17 protein-coding genes are annotated in these 16972 nt (G+C 28.4%); 4 read left to right on the top strand and 13 right to left on the bottom strand.

Annotation, left to right across the window (positions count from 1 at the left end; translation table 11 throughout):
* The first annotated feature begins 26 nt into the window (after positions 1-26).
* Positions 27-776, top strand: a complete 750-nt coding sequence (locus Q0617_RS06025) for a sigma 54-interacting transcriptional regulator (RefSeq protein WP_298751555.1) — start codon at positions 27-29, stop codon at positions 774-776.
* Complete coding sequence (locus tag Q0617_RS06030) at positions 773-3307, top strand: HD domain-containing protein (protein ID WP_298751558.1); 2535 nt, start codon at positions 773-775, stop codon at positions 3305-3307. The genes Q0617_RS06025 and Q0617_RS06030 overlap by 4 nt, the downstream gene beginning before the upstream one ends.
* A gap of 8 nt (positions 3308-3315) precedes the next feature.
* On the opposite strand, the gene dsbD is transcribed toward Q0617_RS06030, so the two are convergent.
* Positions 3316-5046: a protein-disulfide reductase DsbD gene (gene dsbD / locus Q0617_RS06035; protein ID WP_298751561.1), complete on the bottom strand. Its 1731-nt coding sequence runs from the start codon at positions 5044-5046 to the stop codon at positions 3316-3318.
* Between the two features lie 11 nt (positions 5047-5057).
* A complete protein-coding gene (locus Q0617_RS06040) occupies positions 5058-5423 on the bottom strand; it encodes a thioredoxin domain-containing protein (protein ID WP_298751564.1) in 366 nt (121 codons plus the stop codon).
* Between the two features lie 127 nt (positions 5424-5550).
* On the opposite strand from Q0617_RS06040, the gene Q0617_RS06045 reads away from it, so the two are divergent.
* Positions 5551-5907 (top strand): rhodanese-like domain-containing protein, encoded by a 357-nt coding sequence (locus Q0617_RS06045; RefSeq protein WP_298751566.1) that lies wholly within the window; start codon positions 5551-5553, stop codon positions 5905-5907.
* A gap of 31 nt (positions 5908-5938) precedes the next feature.
* Here the strand turns inward: Q0617_RS06045 and Q0617_RS06050 are convergent, their stop codons facing one another.
* Positions 5939-6154, bottom strand: coding sequence for a hypothetical protein (locus Q0617_RS06050; RefSeq protein ID WP_298751568.1), 216 nt, complete (start codon positions 6152-6154; stop codon positions 5939-5941).
* Between the two features lie 81 nt (positions 6155-6235).
* Positions 6236-7045, bottom strand: coding sequence for a phosphatidylserine decarboxylase (locus Q0617_RS06055; RefSeq protein ID WP_298751570.1), 810 nt, complete (start codon positions 7043-7045; stop codon positions 6236-6238).
* 138 nt (positions 7046-7183) lie between these two features.
* On the opposite strand from Q0617_RS06055, the gene Q0617_RS06060 reads away from it, so the two are divergent.
* On the top strand, positions 7184-7438 hold the full coding sequence (locus tag Q0617_RS06060; RefSeq protein WP_298751572.1) for a hypothetical protein: 255 nt from the start codon (positions 7184-7186) through the stop codon (positions 7436-7438).
* A 10-nt stretch (positions 7439-7448) separates the two neighbouring features.
* Here Q0617_RS06060 and Q0617_RS06065 read toward each other — a convergent pair whose 3' ends face one another.
* From Q0617_RS06065 to Q0617_RS06105, 9 genes are all read right to left on the bottom strand, one after another.
* A complete protein-coding gene (locus Q0617_RS06065) occupies positions 7449-8537 on the bottom strand; it encodes a murein transglycosylase A (RefSeq protein WP_298751575.1) in 1089 nt (362 codons plus the stop codon).
* A gap of 62 nt (positions 8538-8599) precedes the next feature.
* Positions 8600-8881: a hypothetical protein gene (locus Q0617_RS06070; protein WP_298751577.1), complete on the bottom strand. Its 282-nt coding sequence runs from the start codon at positions 8879-8881 to the stop codon at positions 8600-8602.
* Positions 8882-8892: 11 nt separating this feature from the next.
* Positions 8893-10779 carry a molecular chaperone DnaK gene (gene dnaK / locus Q0617_RS06075; protein WP_298751579.1) on the bottom strand — a complete coding sequence of 629 codons (1887 nt, stop codon included), beginning with the start codon at positions 10777-10779 and terminating at the stop codon, positions 8893-8895.
* A 71-nt stretch (positions 10780-10850) separates the two neighbouring features.
* The gene (gene grpE / locus Q0617_RS06080; RefSeq protein WP_298751581.1) at positions 10851-11456 is read right to left on the bottom strand and encodes a nucleotide exchange factor GrpE; all 606 of its coding nucleotides are present in this window, start codon (positions 11454-11456) and stop codon (positions 10851-10853) included.
* A gap of 10 nt (positions 11457-11466) precedes the next feature.
* Entirely contained in the window at positions 11467-12285 is an 819-nt protein-coding gene (locus tag Q0617_RS06085) for a heat-shock protein (RefSeq protein ID WP_298751583.1), read from the bottom strand.
* 586 nt (positions 12286-12871) lie between these two features.
* Positions 12872-14386 carry a P-loop NTPase fold protein gene (locus tag Q0617_RS06090; RefSeq protein ID WP_298751585.1) on the bottom strand — a complete coding sequence of 505 codons (1515 nt, stop codon included), beginning with the start codon at positions 14384-14386 and terminating at the stop codon, positions 12872-12874.
* A 207-nt stretch (positions 14387-14593) separates the two neighbouring features.
* On the bottom strand, positions 14594-14950 hold the full coding sequence (locus Q0617_RS06095; protein ID WP_298751587.1) for a hypothetical protein: 357 nt from the start codon (positions 14948-14950) through the stop codon (positions 14594-14596).
* Complete coding sequence (locus Q0617_RS06100; protein ID WP_298751589.1) at positions 14947-16095, bottom strand: MFS transporter; 1149 nt, start codon at positions 16093-16095, stop codon at positions 14947-14949. Before Q0617_RS06100 ends, Q0617_RS06095 begins: the two co-directional genes overlap by 4 nt.
* 75 nt (positions 16096-16170) lie before the next feature.
* Positions 16171-16887, bottom strand: coding sequence for a response regulator transcription factor (locus tag Q0617_RS06105; protein ID WP_298751591.1), 717 nt, complete (start codon positions 16885-16887; stop codon positions 16171-16173).
* Positions 16888-16972 lie beyond the last annotated feature (85 nt).

Below are 16972 nucleotides of genomic sequence, written 5' to 3' on the forward strand. Positions count from 1 at the left end.
TATATACTAAATAGTAGAGGGTAAGTATGCAAGAATTTATAGCTGTTTCAGAGATATCAAAAGAGATAAAAAACTCAGCAGAACTTCTTAAGTCATTAGATATTAATGCATTAATAACAGGTCAAAGAGGCGTTGGTAAGAAAAGTTTAGCGAAATATATTACACAAGATTCAAATATTTATAGTGCAAAATCACTACAAGATGATATAACAGATAATGTAATCTCAATTTCTAATTGTACGGTTATTATAGAGAATATTGATGAGATAACAAATATTGATTTATTTATAAATTGGGTTGAGAATAACTCTATAAAAGTCATAGCAACATCAAAAAAAGATGATTTAAATGAGAAACTATCAGATTTATTTTCAATAACTATAGATATTCCACCATTAGATACTAGAAAAGAAGATATAAAACCCTTAGCAAATAAATTTGCAAAAGAGGCTAGTGATATTTTAGGAATAGAAGATAAACCCTCTAAACTTATAGTAAATACAAGCCAAAATGCTTATAGTTTGAGAAAATCTATATTCTTTTCATACCTTTTTGAATCAATTGGTGAAAATGAGATTATGATGCTTTTAGAAAACTATATACTTGATAATATGGAAGGTGAAAATACTTACAGAGATTTTGTATATCTATTTGAAGCACCACTTCTTAGAGCTTCACAAAAGAAGTTTAAGTCCCAAGTTCAAATGGCTAAAAACCTAGGATTAAATAGAATAACCTTAAGAAAAAAGTTAGAGTTACATAAAGAATTAATATGATAACTGAGATGAATATTGAAGTTGAAGAACTTATTGAAAAAAATGCAAATGATTTTCAAATAGCAAAAGTATTTAAAAAATATATAAAAGAGTATGTTGACTCAATTGATACAAGTATTGATACAAATGGGGGAAAAGATTTTTTTGTAAAACATACAAAAAATACAGATATGTTTTTAATATCTCTTTATAAATATATCTTGCGAAAAAACTTTGGCTCTTACCAACCAATGAGTACTGCGATTCCCATTTCACTAATTGCTTTGGGCTCTTATGGAAGAGAACAATTATGTATTTATTCTGATATTGACCTAATGATACTTTATGAAGATATCAAGGGTTACAATACAAAAGATATGATACAAGAGTTTATTACTTTAGCTTGGGATTGTGGTCTAAAGTTAGGTTCTAGAGTACATGAACTAAAAGATGTAGCGGATAGTGTAAAAGAGGATGTTACAATTAAAACAGCTCTTATTGAATCAAGATTAATTTATGGTTCAAAATATTTATGGTTTGGTTTTGAAAATGTCTTAAATAGAATTAGAAAAACAGACCAACTGCAATTTGTACTAGAAAAAAAACAAGAACATAAAGATAGACTGTTAAAATATCCATTGAAAATGGAACCAAACATAAAAGATGGTTATGGTGGAATGAGAGAGGCTAATATGGTCTTTTGGATTGCTAATATTGTCTTTGGTGTAACAAAACTAAAATATCTTATGGATAAAGAGTTTACAGAAGAAGAGTACAAAAAATATAGAACTTCTTTAGAATATATCTTTCAAGTAAGAAATCACTTACATAATATTGCAAAGAAAAAACTAGATACAGTAAACTTTGATATATTGCCAGAGTTAAGTAGCAAACTTGGATTTAAACATACTCCAAGAAAAACAAAAGAGACTCAAGCAATGAATAAAATCTTTGAGTCTTTACATAATATTCATTTTTTTACAAATATTTTAACTAAAAAGTTTACAAGGGCAATCGAATTTAAAAATGAAAATTATGATTTAGTTAGAAAACATAGGTTTAAAAAAAATCTTTTTATCTATGAAGGAAAACTTTATACCTCATACTTTAACAAACCAAAAACGCTAACTGCATTTTTAAAAGAACTTATATCTTTGCCAATAGAAGTTGAAAGGTATGACCAGTCATACGTTTATTATGCAAGTAAAACTATCTTGCCACATAAGCAAACAAAAGAGCACAAACAACTATTAAAAAGATTGCTTTACAAAGAGTCTTTATACGCGATTATGAAGTTACTTTATAATGCAAGAATATTTCAAACAATATTCCCTATTACTAAAAAAATGATAAATCAACCACAGTTTGATGGATACCATGAACTTCCTGTTGATGTTCATTCAATAAAAACACTAAAACATCTAGCAGATATAAAAGATGACTTTGTAAAAGAGTTATATGATAAGTTTGACAAAACAGAACAATCTTTAGTAAAAATAGCAACTTTCTTTCATGATGTAGGTAAAGGAAGACATAATGATCACCATGTTTCAGGGGAAAAACTATTTAGAAATATGGCAAATGGTCTTGACTTTAAATCTGAACATGTTCAAATTATTGCAAAACTTATAAGATATCACAATATGATGAGTAAGGTAGCAACTAGTGAAGATATCTACTCAGAAAAAATCATTAGAAATTTTGCAGGATTGGTTTTAAATAAGAAATTCCTAGATATGCTATTTGTTTTAACATATGCAGATATATCAGCTGTTGGTAAAAATGTTTATAAGAGTTCAACTTCTGCATTATTAAAAGAGTTATATAACCAAACTATGTATGCCTTTGAAGATGTAACACTTTTAACAGAGAGTTCAAGAAGAGTTAGAAAAATCAATAGTATTAAAAAACTAAAACAGTATATTGAACTTCCTTCATTAATTAAGAAAAAAATATCTTACATCTCTTCAAATCAGATATTTTTACAACTTAAGGCTGCTGATATTTTAGACTTGGTAATAAAAGCAAAAGATGTAGAAACATACACTTATAAAATATTAAATGATAGCCAGTTAACAATAAGAATTATTAGAAAAATCCCTCTTAACTTAGGTTATTTACTGGGAAGACTAGAGTTTTTAGATATCTCTACAATGAATATTTTTAAGCTATTTGATGATAAAAAATGTTTTGAAATTACATTTACAGAAAAAGTCACAGAGGGTGATATTTTACATATTGAAGATATTATAAAATCCTCTTTTGATATGAGTAAGAAACTAAATATTAAAAAACCAAATATTCTAAAAAATGAAGTAGAAATAGATTGTAATCACACCTCTTATTTGGCAAGTATGAAAATCAACTCTACCAACCAAAAAGGTTTATTAGCATATATTACTAAAATTTTTGATGATTTTAATGTGGAAATTGAGAGTGCAAAACTATCTTCAACTAAAAGAAAAGTTAGAGATTTATTCTTGATTGAAAAGAATGGAAACTTTTGTATAAATACAGATAAAATCGTAGATATAATTAGTAGTGGCGAATAGTGCCACTACTAAAAATATTTATTAACTATTTCTAAAAACTCTTTTGGGTTTTTATATCCAACAATTTTTGAGGCATTTATCTCTTTTTTATTCTTATCCCAAAAAATCAATCCTGGGGGTCCAACTATATCAAATCTTTTTTGTAACTCTTTATCATCTTGATTGTTTGCCGTTACATCAGCTCTAAGTAAAGTAAAACCTTTTAGTTTCTGAATAACTTTCTCATCTTTAAATGTTATCTCTTCAAGCTCTTTACAAGAGACACACCAATCAGCATAAAAATCTAACATAACTGGCTTATCAGAACTTTTTATTGCCTCTTCTAGCTCAGCAATATTTTTAACACTTTTAAATACTAATTCATTTTGTTGCATTGAAATAGTTTTACCTGAAGTAAATTTTTCTAGAGGATTTAAGACATTTGTTGCACCACTTATGGCACCAACAAAAACTACAATACCATATATCAAAATCACTAAAGTAGTAAGTTTTATTAAAATATGTTCATATACTTTTAAATATATTGCACTTCCTAAAAGTAATAAAGCCCATAAATACATAACAATAGTTGGCTCAAGAACTCTATCTAACATCCAGATAGCAATTGCTAACATCACTATTCCAAATATTTTTGTAATAGTTTCCATCCAACCACCTGGTTTTGGCATAAATTTTCCTGCACCAAGACCAATTAAAAGTAGTGGTAAACCCATACCTAAACTCATCACAAATAAGGCAGCTCCACCTAAGATAGCATCACCTGTTTGACCTATATAAACTAAAGCTCCAGCTAATGGTGGGGCAACACAAGGACCAACTATAAGTGCTGATAGGAACCCCATAATTGCAATACCTACAATTCCTTGTTTCTCTTTTCCTTCTGTTGTTTTATTTATTCTATTTTGTAAACTTTGAGGTAGTTCTAATTTAAAATATCCAAACATTGAAAAAGCTAAAGCCACAAAAATAGCAGCAAAAATAGTTAATACATATGGATTTTGAAGTGCAACTTGTAAGTTTGCACCAAAAATTCCAGCTATTACCCCAGCTATTGTATATGCCAAAGACATTGCAAGTACATAAACCAAAGATAAAAAGAAACCTTTTCTTGCAGTTAATATCTCATTTTGCCCTGCTTTTACAATAATTGAAGATAAAATTGGAATCATTGGAAAAACACAAGGAGTTAATGATAATAAAAGCCCAAATCCAAAAAATGTAATTAATACAATAAAAAAGTTTCCATCTTTTAAACTACTAGCAATGGTATCAGTCTCATTTAAATCTGTATTGGTCACAGTTGTAGTTGTAGTTTTAGCTACTATATTTTCAGGTATATTTACAATTGTTGTTTTACTCATAGGAGCATAACAAAGCCCTGCTTTTGAACAACCTTGAAAGTTAAACTCTATTTCATACTCTTTTGCATCAACTTTTGATTTTAACAAAGAAAAGGGAACTTCAATTTTTAAATTGTAAAAATGTACTATAAACTCTTCATAGGGTACAGGTTCTTTTATATCTAACTCTTTTGTTAAATCAAATTGTTCTGGCTTTTTTATTTTTACGCTTACTTTATCAGCATATAGATAAATATCTTTACCTAACTCTAGGTTTATTATTAAACTATTGTTATTAGCTTCAAAACTCTCTTTAAATGCCTCATTAGGAGGTAAAAAAGTTCTTTCAATCCCAAAGGCAAAAGCAAAAGTAAGAAGTAAAAATATAAGTTTTTTCATTTAGTTTCCTATTATTTTAATAAATGTGAATTAACATTATCATTTATTTCATCTAGTGATTGAACACCTACTGTTAATTTTACTACTTTTCCATCATATACATATACCAGTGTTGGAATACTAACCACTCCAAACTTACTTACTAATTCTCTTTGGTCATCAATATCAACTTTATATATTGTTATCTCTTCTGGTTTTGTTGAATCATATGTTGTTAAATTTTTTGCAATCACTTTACAAGGAGGACACCATGTGGCATAAAAATCTATAATAACTTTTTTACCTTTGATTTTCTCATCAATATTATCAACAGTTAAATGCTCAAAAGCAAACAAGCTTGAAGCAAATAAACAAAATATAATTAAAAGCTTTTTCATAAATAATTCCTTTGATATAAGTATAGTAAAAAAGTGTGTAAATATTGTTTAGTCTTATTAACTTTTTTTATATACTTTAGTATAAGAATTATTTATGTAAGATTTTTAAAAACTATTAGGATTTTTAATGAATAAAACTTTAAAGAATGTACTTCCACAAGATATACAACCCTTCATAGATGAAAATGTACCACTTATAGATATTAGAAGAGATGATGAGTTTAAAGCAACTGGTATCATAAAAGGAGCATACAAATTAACTTTTTTTGATGAATATGGTCGACATGATTTGGAAAAATGGCTAAATGATTTCAAAAAAATTGTAAAAAATAAAGAGGATAAGTTTATTTTAGTTTGTGCCCATGCAAATAGAACAAAAACAGTAGGAGACTATTTAGCAAATAAATTAGAGTATACAAATGCCTATCACTTAGAAGGTGGCATGGCATTATGGTTAGATCAAAATAAAGAAGTTGTTTACTAAAAAAAGACCAAATCTCTTTGGTCTTTTTTTACTATTTTTTTGCTTTTTGTAATACTTCTATTACTTCATCTAAATTTGCATAAGGAATATGAGATTTCCACTCAACTGTTTCTCCATTTAATGAAATACCAATACTAACAACATCATCAGTTCCAGCACCATAAGGCTCTGTTATATTAGAAATAAAGATTTTTCCTTTTTTTGTCCCTGATAAAGAGATTTCTGCTAATTGTGTAGTTGTTGACATATCTTATCCTTTTGTTGATTTATAACATTTTACAAAAATAAACTTTTATAATGTTAAACTTATTTATTATAACTTACTTTTTTACTTTTCGTTAATAACTGTACCAAATAAAACTTTTTTATTTGTAAGTTTTTTTAGTTTGATGCTATCTTTTTCCCAAATCATTGCAATTGTTGAACCCATTTTAAAATAACCTAAACATTCAGCTTTTTTAATATTTAAATTATCATACTCATAAACTTTTATCTCTTTTGTATCAACATTTGTTTCAACTGCACTTTCAAACTCAAATACCATTTGCCCAACATTTAAAGCTCCAACAAATACCATATAAAATAGATTTGAATCTTTATCATAACACTCTAATATAACTCTCTCATTTTGACAAAATAGGTCTATCTCTTTATTTAGATATTTTAAATTTACGGGATAGAGTTTTCCTGGTACATGGATAAGTTTTGTTACCTTGAAATCACAAGGTGCATGATATCGGTGATAATCTTTTGGTGATAAATAGAAGTTCATAAAACTTCCATCAATAACTTTTGCAAGATTTTCTTTACTAACATGATAAGTCAATAACTCTTCTACGTTATATTCCATACCTTTTATTTGTAATAATTTATCTTTATCTAAATTTCCACACTCTGTAATCAAAGAGTCTGTTGGCGAAACTATAGAGTCTTCATTTGTATCTATTTCTCGCTGTATTGCTAATTCTCTTGTGAAAAGATCATTTAAAGATTTATAGTATTTTGGATTTCTAAACTCACTCATATCTAAGCCTAAACTTTTTACGTATGTATTATTTATAGCTGTTTGAATAAAAGATGGGAACTCTTTTTTTGCAAACTTTCCAAAATATTGTGAAATCAAATTTGTAATATGCATTTTAATCCTTATAAAAAATGTATTCTATCTAATTATCACTTGATTTTTAAACTTAATATTTAACTTAAGTTCCTAAGAATAAAAAAATATTAATTTGCTAATCTTCCATTATTAATAAATAAAAAGGATAATAATAAAATGCATACAATTAAAGTAGAACACGTTTGTGGTTGTTTTAAAAGAAGTGATTTAGAAAATAACGTACAATTGGAAAATAAAGATGATGCATTGGCAAAAGCAATGTCAATGGCAACAACTATGAATGAAGATTTCTGTGGTAAACATGATTTTCAACTTGTTGAAGATAACAATAACTTTGTAATCTCATTTAAACAAGAAGCTCCAACAAATACTACAAGCGGATGCTGTGGTGGTGGATGTGGAACACACTAAAGCTTAAGCTTTAGTTGGGAACTAAAATATATAGTTCCCCCACTTCCTTCATTCTTCCTGCATAATGTGCAGCTTCCTTTGCAAAACCCCAGAAAAAATCAGCTCTAATTTCACCTTTAATAGCCCCACCTGTATCAGCTGCTACCATTAATTGGTTTATCTCTTCATTTGTTACTGGATTTTTTGTATTTATAAATACAGGCATCCCAAGTTGAATATATCTAGTATCTACTGCTAAGTTTCTTTGGGGAATTAATTCAACTCCTAAACTTCCCGTTGCTCCTTGGGATCTTTTCTCAAAGAAAATATAACTAGGATTTATGTTTAATACTTCATCTACTTTTTTTGGATTATCAATAAACCACTTTTTCATACCTTGCATAGAGGCGCTATAGCTCGTATTACTTCCAATATAACCTCTGTTTATCATGTATTTACCAACAGAGTTATATTTTTGGCCATTTTGATTGGCATATCCAACATTTACAATATCACCATTTGATAATTGAACTTTTCCTGAACCTTGAATATGTAAGAAATACAGGTCTATTTTATTATCAACATATAATAAGATATCATCTTTTTGATTTTTATCAATTGTTTTTCTTGGTTCATAAGGTACAACTCTATTACCTTCAAGTTTACCTCTTAAAGTATACTTTCTTAAGGTAGGGTAAATACTTCTCAAGTCAATCGTTATCAAATCATCTGGAACTTTATAAACTGGATATTTAAACCTTTCAGTTTTTGTTAAACTCCCGTATAATAAAGGCTCATAATATCCTGTAATAGTTCCCTTATCACTTCCATCTTTATTATATAACTTATATGGGGTGAAATTATTTTCAAAAAAGGCTTTTGGATTTGTAGCATCTTTTGCTTTTAAACAAACCTCTTCAAAAGTCTCTCGTCTTGCACTTTTTGTACAAGCTTTTTTAAAAACATCTAAAGCAAAAGTTAAATCGTCTTTTTCAAAGTCTTTTATATCATTAAAACTCACCTTTAATAGGTTTGCTTTTGAGTTATCTATCTTTTCAAATTTTGGAGAACAGCCAGTAAATATTGCGATTATTATTGTAGTAAAAATAAAAAATTTCATAGTATTAATTCCTTTGATGAGATTCTAACACTTTTTAGTTAACACAAATTTAATTATAAAATCTAATTTGAAGAGTGAACTTCTTTTAGACCACAAGACTTACAACTGTATTCAATCTCTTTTAATCCTGAACAGCCATGATCTTTTAATAATCTTGCACTTATAATTTCATGTTTGAATCTAGTATTTGTATTTGTATCAAAAAACTCTTTTGCTTTTTCATGGCAAGAGGGACATTCTCCACTATTTAGTTTTTTTAATCTTGAGCTTTTATTGTTTATGTAAAGTAGAATTGAGAATACTACACCTAAAAAGAGTAGTAGTAAAAAAATAATTGTTTGCATGAAGTAGAGATTTACTCTACTTCAGCATCAATAACGTCATCGTCATCTTTTTTAGCTTTTGCATCAGGTTTTGCACCAGCTTGGTCGCCACCCTCTTTTTTATACATAGCTTCTGCTAACTTATGAGAAACTTCAGTTAAAGCTTTTACTTTTTCTTCAATTTGCTCTTTTGTAGCATTTTCATCTTTTAATAACTCTTCTAAAGCAGCAGCTGCATCAACAATTGCTTTGTTCTCTTCTTCAGAAACAGCATCACCATTTTCTTCTAAAGTTTTCTTAGTAGAGTGTAAAAGTGCATCAGCTTGGTTTCTGATTTCAATTACCTCTTTTTTCTTAGCATCAGTCTCTTTGTTTGCTTCTGCTTCTTGTACCATTTTTTCGATTTCTTCATCAGATAATCCAGATGAACCAGAAATAGTAATTTTATTTTCTTTACCAGTTCCTTTATCTTTTGCACTTACATTTAAAACACCATTTGCATCAATATCAAATGTTACTTCAATTTGAGGTACACCTCTTGGAGCTGCTGGGATGTCAGATAATTCAAACATACCTAAAGATTTATTATCTTTTGCAAACTCTCTTTCACCTTGTCCTACATGAATAGAAACAGCAGGTTGATTATCATCAGCTGTTGAGAAAACTTGTGATTTCTTAACAGGGATTGTTGTACCTTTTTCAATAAGTTTAGTCATAACTCCACCTAAAGTTTCAATACCAAGTGATAAAGGAGTAACGTCTAGTAATAATACATCTTTAACATCACCTTTTAATACACCAGCTTGAACAGCAGCACCAGCAGCAACTACTTCATCAGGGTTAACACCTTTATTTAAATCTTTTCCAAAGAACTCTTTAACAACTGCATTTGCTTTTGGTAATCTAGTAGATCCACCAACCATGATAATCTCTTGGATTTCACTTTTTTCTAAACCAGCATCTTTAAGTGCAGTTTTAATATGGTCTAATGTTTCAGTGATTAAATCTTCTGTCATAGACTCAAATTTTGCTCTTGTAAGAGATTTAACTAAGTGAACAGGACCTGCATTTCCCATAGAGATAAATGGTAAGTTGATTTCTGTTGACTCAGCAGATGATAACTCTTTTTTAGCATTTTCAGCTGCATCTTTTAATCTTTGTAATGCCATTTTATCAGTTTTGATATCAAATCCGTTTTCGTCTTTGAACTCTTTTGCTAACCAATCAATGATTCTGTTATCAAAGTCATCTCCACCTAAGAATGCATTTCCATCAGTTGAAAGTACTTCAAATGTACCATCACCAATCTCTAAAACAGTAACATCAAATGTACCACCACCTAAATCGTATACAAGAACTTTTTCTTCACCTTTTTTATCAAGTCCATAAGCTAATGATGCAGCTGTTGGCTCATTGATAATTCTAAGCACATTTAGTCCTGCGATTGTTCCAGCTTCTTGAGTTGCTTTTCTTTGTGCGTCATTGAAGTATGCAGGCACTGTAATAACTGCATCAGTTACAGCAGTTCCAAGATACTCTTCTGCATCAGTTTTTAATTTACCAAGAATTTTAGCTGAGATTTCTTGAGGAGTATAAACTTTTCCACCAATTTCAACAGCTGCTGCTCCACTTCTATCTACGATTTTATATCCAACTTTTTCTTGTGCTTCTTTAGCATTTTCTTCATCCATCATAAGACCCATAATTCTTTTAATAGAATATATAGTTTTTTCTGGATTTGTAATAGCTTGTCTTTTAGCTGAATCACCAACTAAAACTTCACCTTTATCTGTGAAAGCTACGATTGATGGAGTTGTGTTTTTACCTTCTTTATTAGAGATAATTTTCGCTTCACCATTTTCGTAAACTGCCATACAAGAGTTTGTTGTTCCTAAATCTATTCCAATTACTTTACTCATTTTCTTTCCTTATCATTTTTTTATTAATTTTTAATTTTACCAAATAGTTTTTCGACATTGCGGTCAAAACTTTAGTTAGCTATACTAACCATCGCAGGTCTTAAAAGTCTATCTTTTAACATATAACCTTTTTGCATAACTTGCACTATTTCACCACTATCTTTTTCTTCACTATCTATTTTCATAATTGCATTATGAAAGTTCGGGTCAAATTCACCATCAGTTTCTACAACAGTAATATTGTGTTTTTCAAAAGCTGTATAGAAGTTCTTAATTGTAAGTTCTACACCCTCTTTTAATTTTGCAAGTAACTCTTCACTACTAAGATTAGAAGCTGCTTCTTCAGCTGCTAATGCCATCTCTAATGTATCAATTGGAGATAATAAATCTTTTGCAAATTTTTCACTTGCATAATCAATTGCATTGTACTTTTCTTTTTCTAGTCTTTTTTTGATATTTTCAAAATCAGCATGAACTCTTAAATACTTCTCTTCTGCCTCTTTTAATTTAGCTTCTAATTCAACAACTTTATCTTCTGCACTTAACTCTTTTACTTCTTCTGTAGTAGCTTGTTCTTCTTCATTACAACATGAAGACTCATCTTTACAACACTCTTCTTCAGTTTGTAATTCTTGTTCTATTTCTTCATTATTTGTATTTTCTGTATCTTTACTCAAAATAACTCTCCTAATTCATACTTATTTTATTATAAAAGAATTCATAATCTTTTGATAATTCTCCAACTACCAAAAGCTTAGATTCCTTGCTATTTATTACACAATCATGACAAATCCCAATGTATCCTTCTGGAACAATGGTGTCAAAATATATACTATTTTCGATGTTGTCAAAAATAGTTCCTTTTAAAAACTTTTCAATGGTCTCTTCATCATAATTAAATCTCAACACCAATGAAAAAAACTCTTTAGTATTGTAAATTCTCAAATCTCTATTTTTCAAAAATTGATTTACTGATTCATATACTTCTAAAGCACCAACTTGCTTAGAAATATTTACAATATGTATCAGTTCTAAACCTATCATATCACTTAAAAATCTATAAAGAGCATCTGAAAACCTTACAGTAACTGTAAAAGTTGAAAACTCTAAAATCATATATCGATTTTCTACATTAAGTATATTTTTTAAAACATCGCTAGTCTGTTCCAATACAAATGCTGTCAATCCAACTTGAGAAGAATAATAATCAACTGCTTTTTCATCTACAAAATTAAGTTTAAAGTTTAACTTTGAACTCCAATATTGTCTCAATGCTTCAGTTGTAGGAGTTCTACCGCTACTAACATGTTCTTGAGCCAAATAGCCCTCATCACCTAACTTTTTAAAGTATCCTCTAATAGTCGCTGGTGAATATGTGATATCATACATACTTTTAAGCTGTGAAGAACCAATAGGTTCTAAATGCTCAATATATGCTTTGATAATAGATTGTAGTAAAAACTCTTTTTTGTCAATCATTTTCAACCAATTTTGTTTATTTAGCACTCATAATCTTAAACTGCTAAATAATTATACTCAATTGAGTGTTTATTTGTCAAGTACTTTTTAGCAATTCATTAATAAAAGTGCCAATTTGTTGTTTAGGGTTGAGTTAGTGGGCTTTGTTTGAGTTTATTTTTGTAACATATTTAAAATATAACTTTTGATTTTCCTCTCATGAACACCTGACGGTCTTCGCTTTTCTTACTTTTTGGTCTCGAAAAAGTAAGCAAAAAAGACTGCCAAGTTGATGAAGGCAAAGCTCCCCTACAGTTTTAAAAGTATAAACTATCTAGTGTAAAGAAGCGTAGATAAAAGTAAAGAATCTAAACAAATCAAAAATGCAAATGTCCTTATCCCACCTTTGTTACCAACATTTGCAAAAGCCGAACGTTTATTTTTCTCTTTTCTAAACAAGATTGGCAACTGTTTGAGTGTTTAAAAGTTCCTAAACGGAAGTTTTAATAAACGAGTTTTGCCAAGCAGAAAAGATAAAAATAATAAGTGAGGGAACCCAAAGGGCTTTGAAACCGTTGGTGATTTTGCTTACTTTGTTCACACAAAGTAAGAGAAAGCGAAGACCTTTAGGTGTTTATGAAACTGTTTCAAAATTAAATTTATCTGCAAATTCAATTTTTTTGATAACGGTTTCAATTAAATTATTTAATTTGTAATCTCCCCAATCATCATAAGTATGTTCTAGTCTCTTGATTAAATAATCTAATCTAGTAGCTTCTTCTCGTTTTTTTCCAAACTTTTGCCTTATCGTCTGTTCTTTTCCATCCTTATTATCTGTCTCATTATTTAAGTCTCTAATTTCTATTGGTTCCATGCTATTAATGGAACTCATATTTCTTATATATTCTTCTTTTCTTTTTTGTATCAATTGATAATACTCTGTATCGTTTTTTCCCGTACTATCAATTAAATTTTCAAGAAAGATACTTACATCTCTGTAAGTATTATCATCTTTAAATATTGGCAACACTAACTTTTTTATTGCCCTTCCATCAACTACTTTTTTGATTAAATTATAATACAACTTATTATCATATGCTTTTAACATTTCAAAAAATACAAATACTTTTAAATGCTCTCCAAATAATCGAGGTTCAATAATATTAAATAATATATGTATTTTTGTAAATATTTGTTCTATGTCTCTTAACTGCAATTGAAAAATATTTGCTAGCTTTTTCATAATAGTTAAATGATGAAAGAATTCACTATCTTTAATAATAATACCTTTAGATAGTAAAAGCTTATCTATTTCAAACTCTCCATATAAATAATCACAAAAATCATTAATATTAGGATTACTTAGCCAATACTCTAAATCAATAAACCTTTTCAAATAACTATTTGTATTTATATTTCCATATTGTGATTTAATTGATTCTGATAATTGGACTTTATCTATTGATAAAACAAAAATCAACCTTTTTATTCCAAATACATGTTTTATTCTTTCTAATAATTCTATTGAATATAAAGGTCTACATCTATCTAATTCATCAATAAATATTATAAAAGGTTTATCTTCATCCATTTTACTTAATACATTTTCAAGTGCATTTTTAAATTCTTTTAATACATCTTTGTCTCTAGAATAATTTTCTATTAACTCTTTTGTAGATTCTTCACTCATTGAAGATATAGCCTCTTCAATCCCCGAATCATAATCAAGTACTCCTGCTGTTGAACCTTTTATAAAAGCTGGTAATCCTCTTTTTAATACTTTTCCAGTCATTTTAATAGCTTTATTAAAACCTTGTGGTATAGGTGTATTTACTGGATAATTTTTTTCAATGTAATTATTTAATTCACCCAATATTGATATTAAAGGCTCCTTAGAAAAGTCATCTTCCCATGCACTAAAATATATGCTATTAATATTACATTCATTTTTTATATATGCTTGCCAAAGTTTAACAAAAGTTGTTTTTCCTGAACCCCAACTTGCATTTATACTAAGTACTAATGGCTCTAAATTTGACTTAATCAATTGAGATAAATCTATTATAGAGTCTTTTCTTTTTAATTTATCATTTTTAAAAATATCATCTTCATTTATTTCAATTGGATTATTCTTTTTGATTCTACTCATTTACAACTCTTTAAATAAAATATTTATAAGTATGTTACATGAATGTTATTTAAAAATTAGCATTTCGACACTTTAACTCAAATACAAAAAAGCCATATTTTTAGTAAGGTCAAGGAAGAGGAATCAATTTGGGAAGGAGCATACAAGTAGTATGTGACTGAGTAAATTTATTGTTCTGACGCAGAAATTGCTAAAAAGATGGCTTTTTTATTCGATGTCGATGTCCCAGATGACAGATACTCCGTATTCTTGATTCAGCGTTATATACTTCTGATAAGTAACCTTCTCTTTATACTTCTTCGAATGAAAAGTAACAACAACATCCTCTCCCAAAAGCAAAGCTCTCACTTCTCGCTGTTTCAAATACTTCCCATACTTTCGCAAAGAATTTTGCCAAATCTTAAAATCACAAGTTGCATCAGGGGTAAGTTCAAAGAGTTCTCCATCTTCGCTGTACCATTTGGCATTGGAGCAAGCATAAAGCTCTACTTTCTTGCCATTAACCTCTTTTTTTCTTACCTCTATTTGTCCATCTTTACAATAGGGACATTTTCCTAGTATCAATTATATGCCTTAAATATTTTTCTGTTTAAATATACAAAAATAAAGATTATAAAAAGTAAAAACATGCACAAATATATAGTTTCATCCCAACCATATAATTGATAAAACATTGGAGGAATTATTGAACCAACCGTTCCTCCTATGTAATAAAAGCTTAGGTACATCCCTGAAGTTAGTGATTTTTGTGACTCTTTTAGAGAATTTGCAATTCTAGTACTAACCGTATGAACTATAAACATACCTAAACAAAAAAGAAATACGTTTAAAAATATAATAAGAGGATTTTCTACTATATATAGTGTTGTTGAGATTAAGAAAATTGCTATACCAAATAAAATAGCTCTCATCTCTTTATTGAAAAAGTTTATTATTCTATGAATATAAAGAGATACCACAATACCAATCCCATATCCTAAATATAATAGTCCTATTTGACTCTCACTTGTAGTTGGGTCTAACTCTTTTAATCTAAATGGTAGGATATTTAAAACTCCAACAAATACAAAAAATATGGAAAACATCAATAAATATATAACTGTAAATCTTTTATCTCTTAATATATGTGTGATATCTTTTATGGTAGCTTTTGTTAAGTGTGCTTGGGCATCAAATCTTAATCTTGTAATTAAAAACAAGCCTATAATTGAAGCAAAAGATAAAGACAAGAAAACCATCTGCCAACCAAAAGTTGAGGCAATATACCCAGAAAATACTCTTCCAACCAATCCACCAAATACTGTAGATGCTACATAAATAGACATGTTTAGTTTCACATTTATTTTATCGATATTTGCCAAAATACTCATGGATGATGTTAATATTGCTGGAATTACCATAGCTTCTATTGTTCTTATTGTTAAAAACATCTCATATGAGCTTGAAAAAGCTAAACAAGTATTTGTTATAGCTAAAATAACAGAAGCTATAAGAAGAACTCTTTTTGCATTTACTCTCTCTAAAATATATCCATAAATAATAGGAGCTATTGCTAAAAATAACATGATTACAGCAGTAAACTGTGAAGATTTTACAATAGATACATCAAACTCTTTTGCAAGTAGAGGTTGAAGGGGTTGAGTTGCATACATTACAGATAATATCACTACAATATTATATATGATTATAGAGAGTTCTTTTGTTTTCAATTTTATCCGATTTTAATAGAAATAAAAAAAGGTGAGAAATAATTCTCACCTTTTTAAAAGTTTTATAAATATAGATTACATATAAGGTAATTCTATAATATAACCGTAACCTTTTTGAGAGATGATAAAGTCATCATCAATAATTTTATCTTTTAATCTTTTCATTACTGTTCTAAATGCAGAATCATTTGTTGATAAGTCTCCCCAAACATCTTCTTTAAATTTCTCAACAGAAACAACTTCTCCTAAGTTTTTAATTAAAACTTCTAAAATCTGAGACTCTTTTTTAGATAGTTTTACACTTAGTCCATCTTTGTATAATAGACTTCTAGATCTATTATATGTATATGTATTATTTAAAGCTAGTGGTGAATCATCTTCTGTACTATCTTTTTTTGCATTTAATAACTCTTCGTTTGCTTTTTGAAGCATATCCATCATATTGTCAACATTTAATGGTTTTACAAAGTATCCTAGGACTTTTAAGTTAATAAGTTTTAATAAATCTTCTTCATTTTTATGTGCAGAAACTATAATAAACTTTTGTTCTGGAACCAATTCCAAAATTTCATCAATCATTTCAATACCATCTTTATTTGGCATCTTAATATCTGTTAAGACTAAATCAAAACATCTATTATCATTGAAACTCTCTTTATAAAAATCAATTCCCTCTTGTCCATCACTTGCTACAACAACTTCATCAAAAATTGTATTTAAATAAAAAGATAGTGTTTTTCTAGCAACTTCTTCGTCTTCTACGAGTAAGACTCTAGTTGTATATGTACTCATTTAGAGCTCCTATATTTAATTCTTTTATCTTATAATTATTATTATAGCATTTTTTTGCTTTTTTTTATTAAACAAAAAAACTACA

The organism is uncultured Arcobacter sp., assembly GCF_937982575.1.
Lineage (GTDB): Bacteria > Campylobacterota > Campylobacteria > Campylobacterales > Arcobacteraceae > Arcobacter.

Bases quoted from the DNA above. Each gene is read 5' to 3' on its own strand.
- Q0617_RS06090 (WP_298751585.1), bottom strand. From the start codon at position 14,386: ATGAGTAGAATCAAAAAGAATAATCCAATTGAAATAAATGAAGATGAT.
- Q0617_RS06045 (WP_298751566.1), top strand. From the start codon at position 5,551: ATGAATAAAACTTTAAAGAATGTACTTCCACAAGATATACAACCCTTC.
- Q0617_RS06050 (WP_298751568.1), bottom strand. From the start codon at position 6,154: ATGTCAACAACTACACAATTAGCAGAAATCTCTTTATCAGGGACAAAA.
- dnaK (WP_298751579.1), bottom strand. From the start codon at position 10,779: ATGAGTAAAGTAATTGGAATAGATTTAGGAACAACAAACTCTTGTATG.
- Q0617_RS06040 (WP_298751564.1), bottom strand. From the start codon at position 5,423: ATGAAAAAGCTTTTAATTATATTTTGTTTATTTGCTTCAAGCTTGTTT.
- Q0617_RS06025 (WP_298751555.1), top strand. From the start codon at position 27: ATGCAAGAATTTATAGCTGTTTCAGAGATATCAAAAGAGATAAAAAAC.
- Q0617_RS06055 (WP_298751570.1), bottom strand. From the start codon at position 7,045: ATGCATATTACAAATTTGATTTCACAATATTTTGGAAAGTTTGCAAAA.
- Q0617_RS06105 (WP_298751591.1), bottom strand. From the start codon at position 16,887: ATGAGTACATATACAACTAGAGTCTTACTCGTAGAAGACGAAGAAGTT.
- dsbD (WP_298751561.1), bottom strand. From the start codon at position 5,046: ATGAAAAAACTTATATTTTTACTTCTTACTTTTGCTTTTGCCTTTGGG.
- Q0617_RS06060 (WP_298751572.1), top strand. From the start codon at position 7,184: ATGCATACAATTAAAGTAGAACACGTTTGTGGTTGTTTTAAAAGAAGT.
- Q0617_RS06030 (WP_298751558.1), top strand. From the start codon at position 773: ATGATAACTGAGATGAATATTGAAGTTGAAGAACTTATTGAAAAAAAT.
- Q0617_RS06070 (WP_298751577.1), bottom strand. From the start codon at position 8,881: ATGCAAACAATTATTTTTTTACTACTACTCTTTTTAGGTGTAGTATTC.
- Q0617_RS06065 (WP_298751575.1), bottom strand. From the start codon at position 8,537: ATGAAATTTTTTATTTTTACTACAATAATAATCGCAATATTTACTGGC.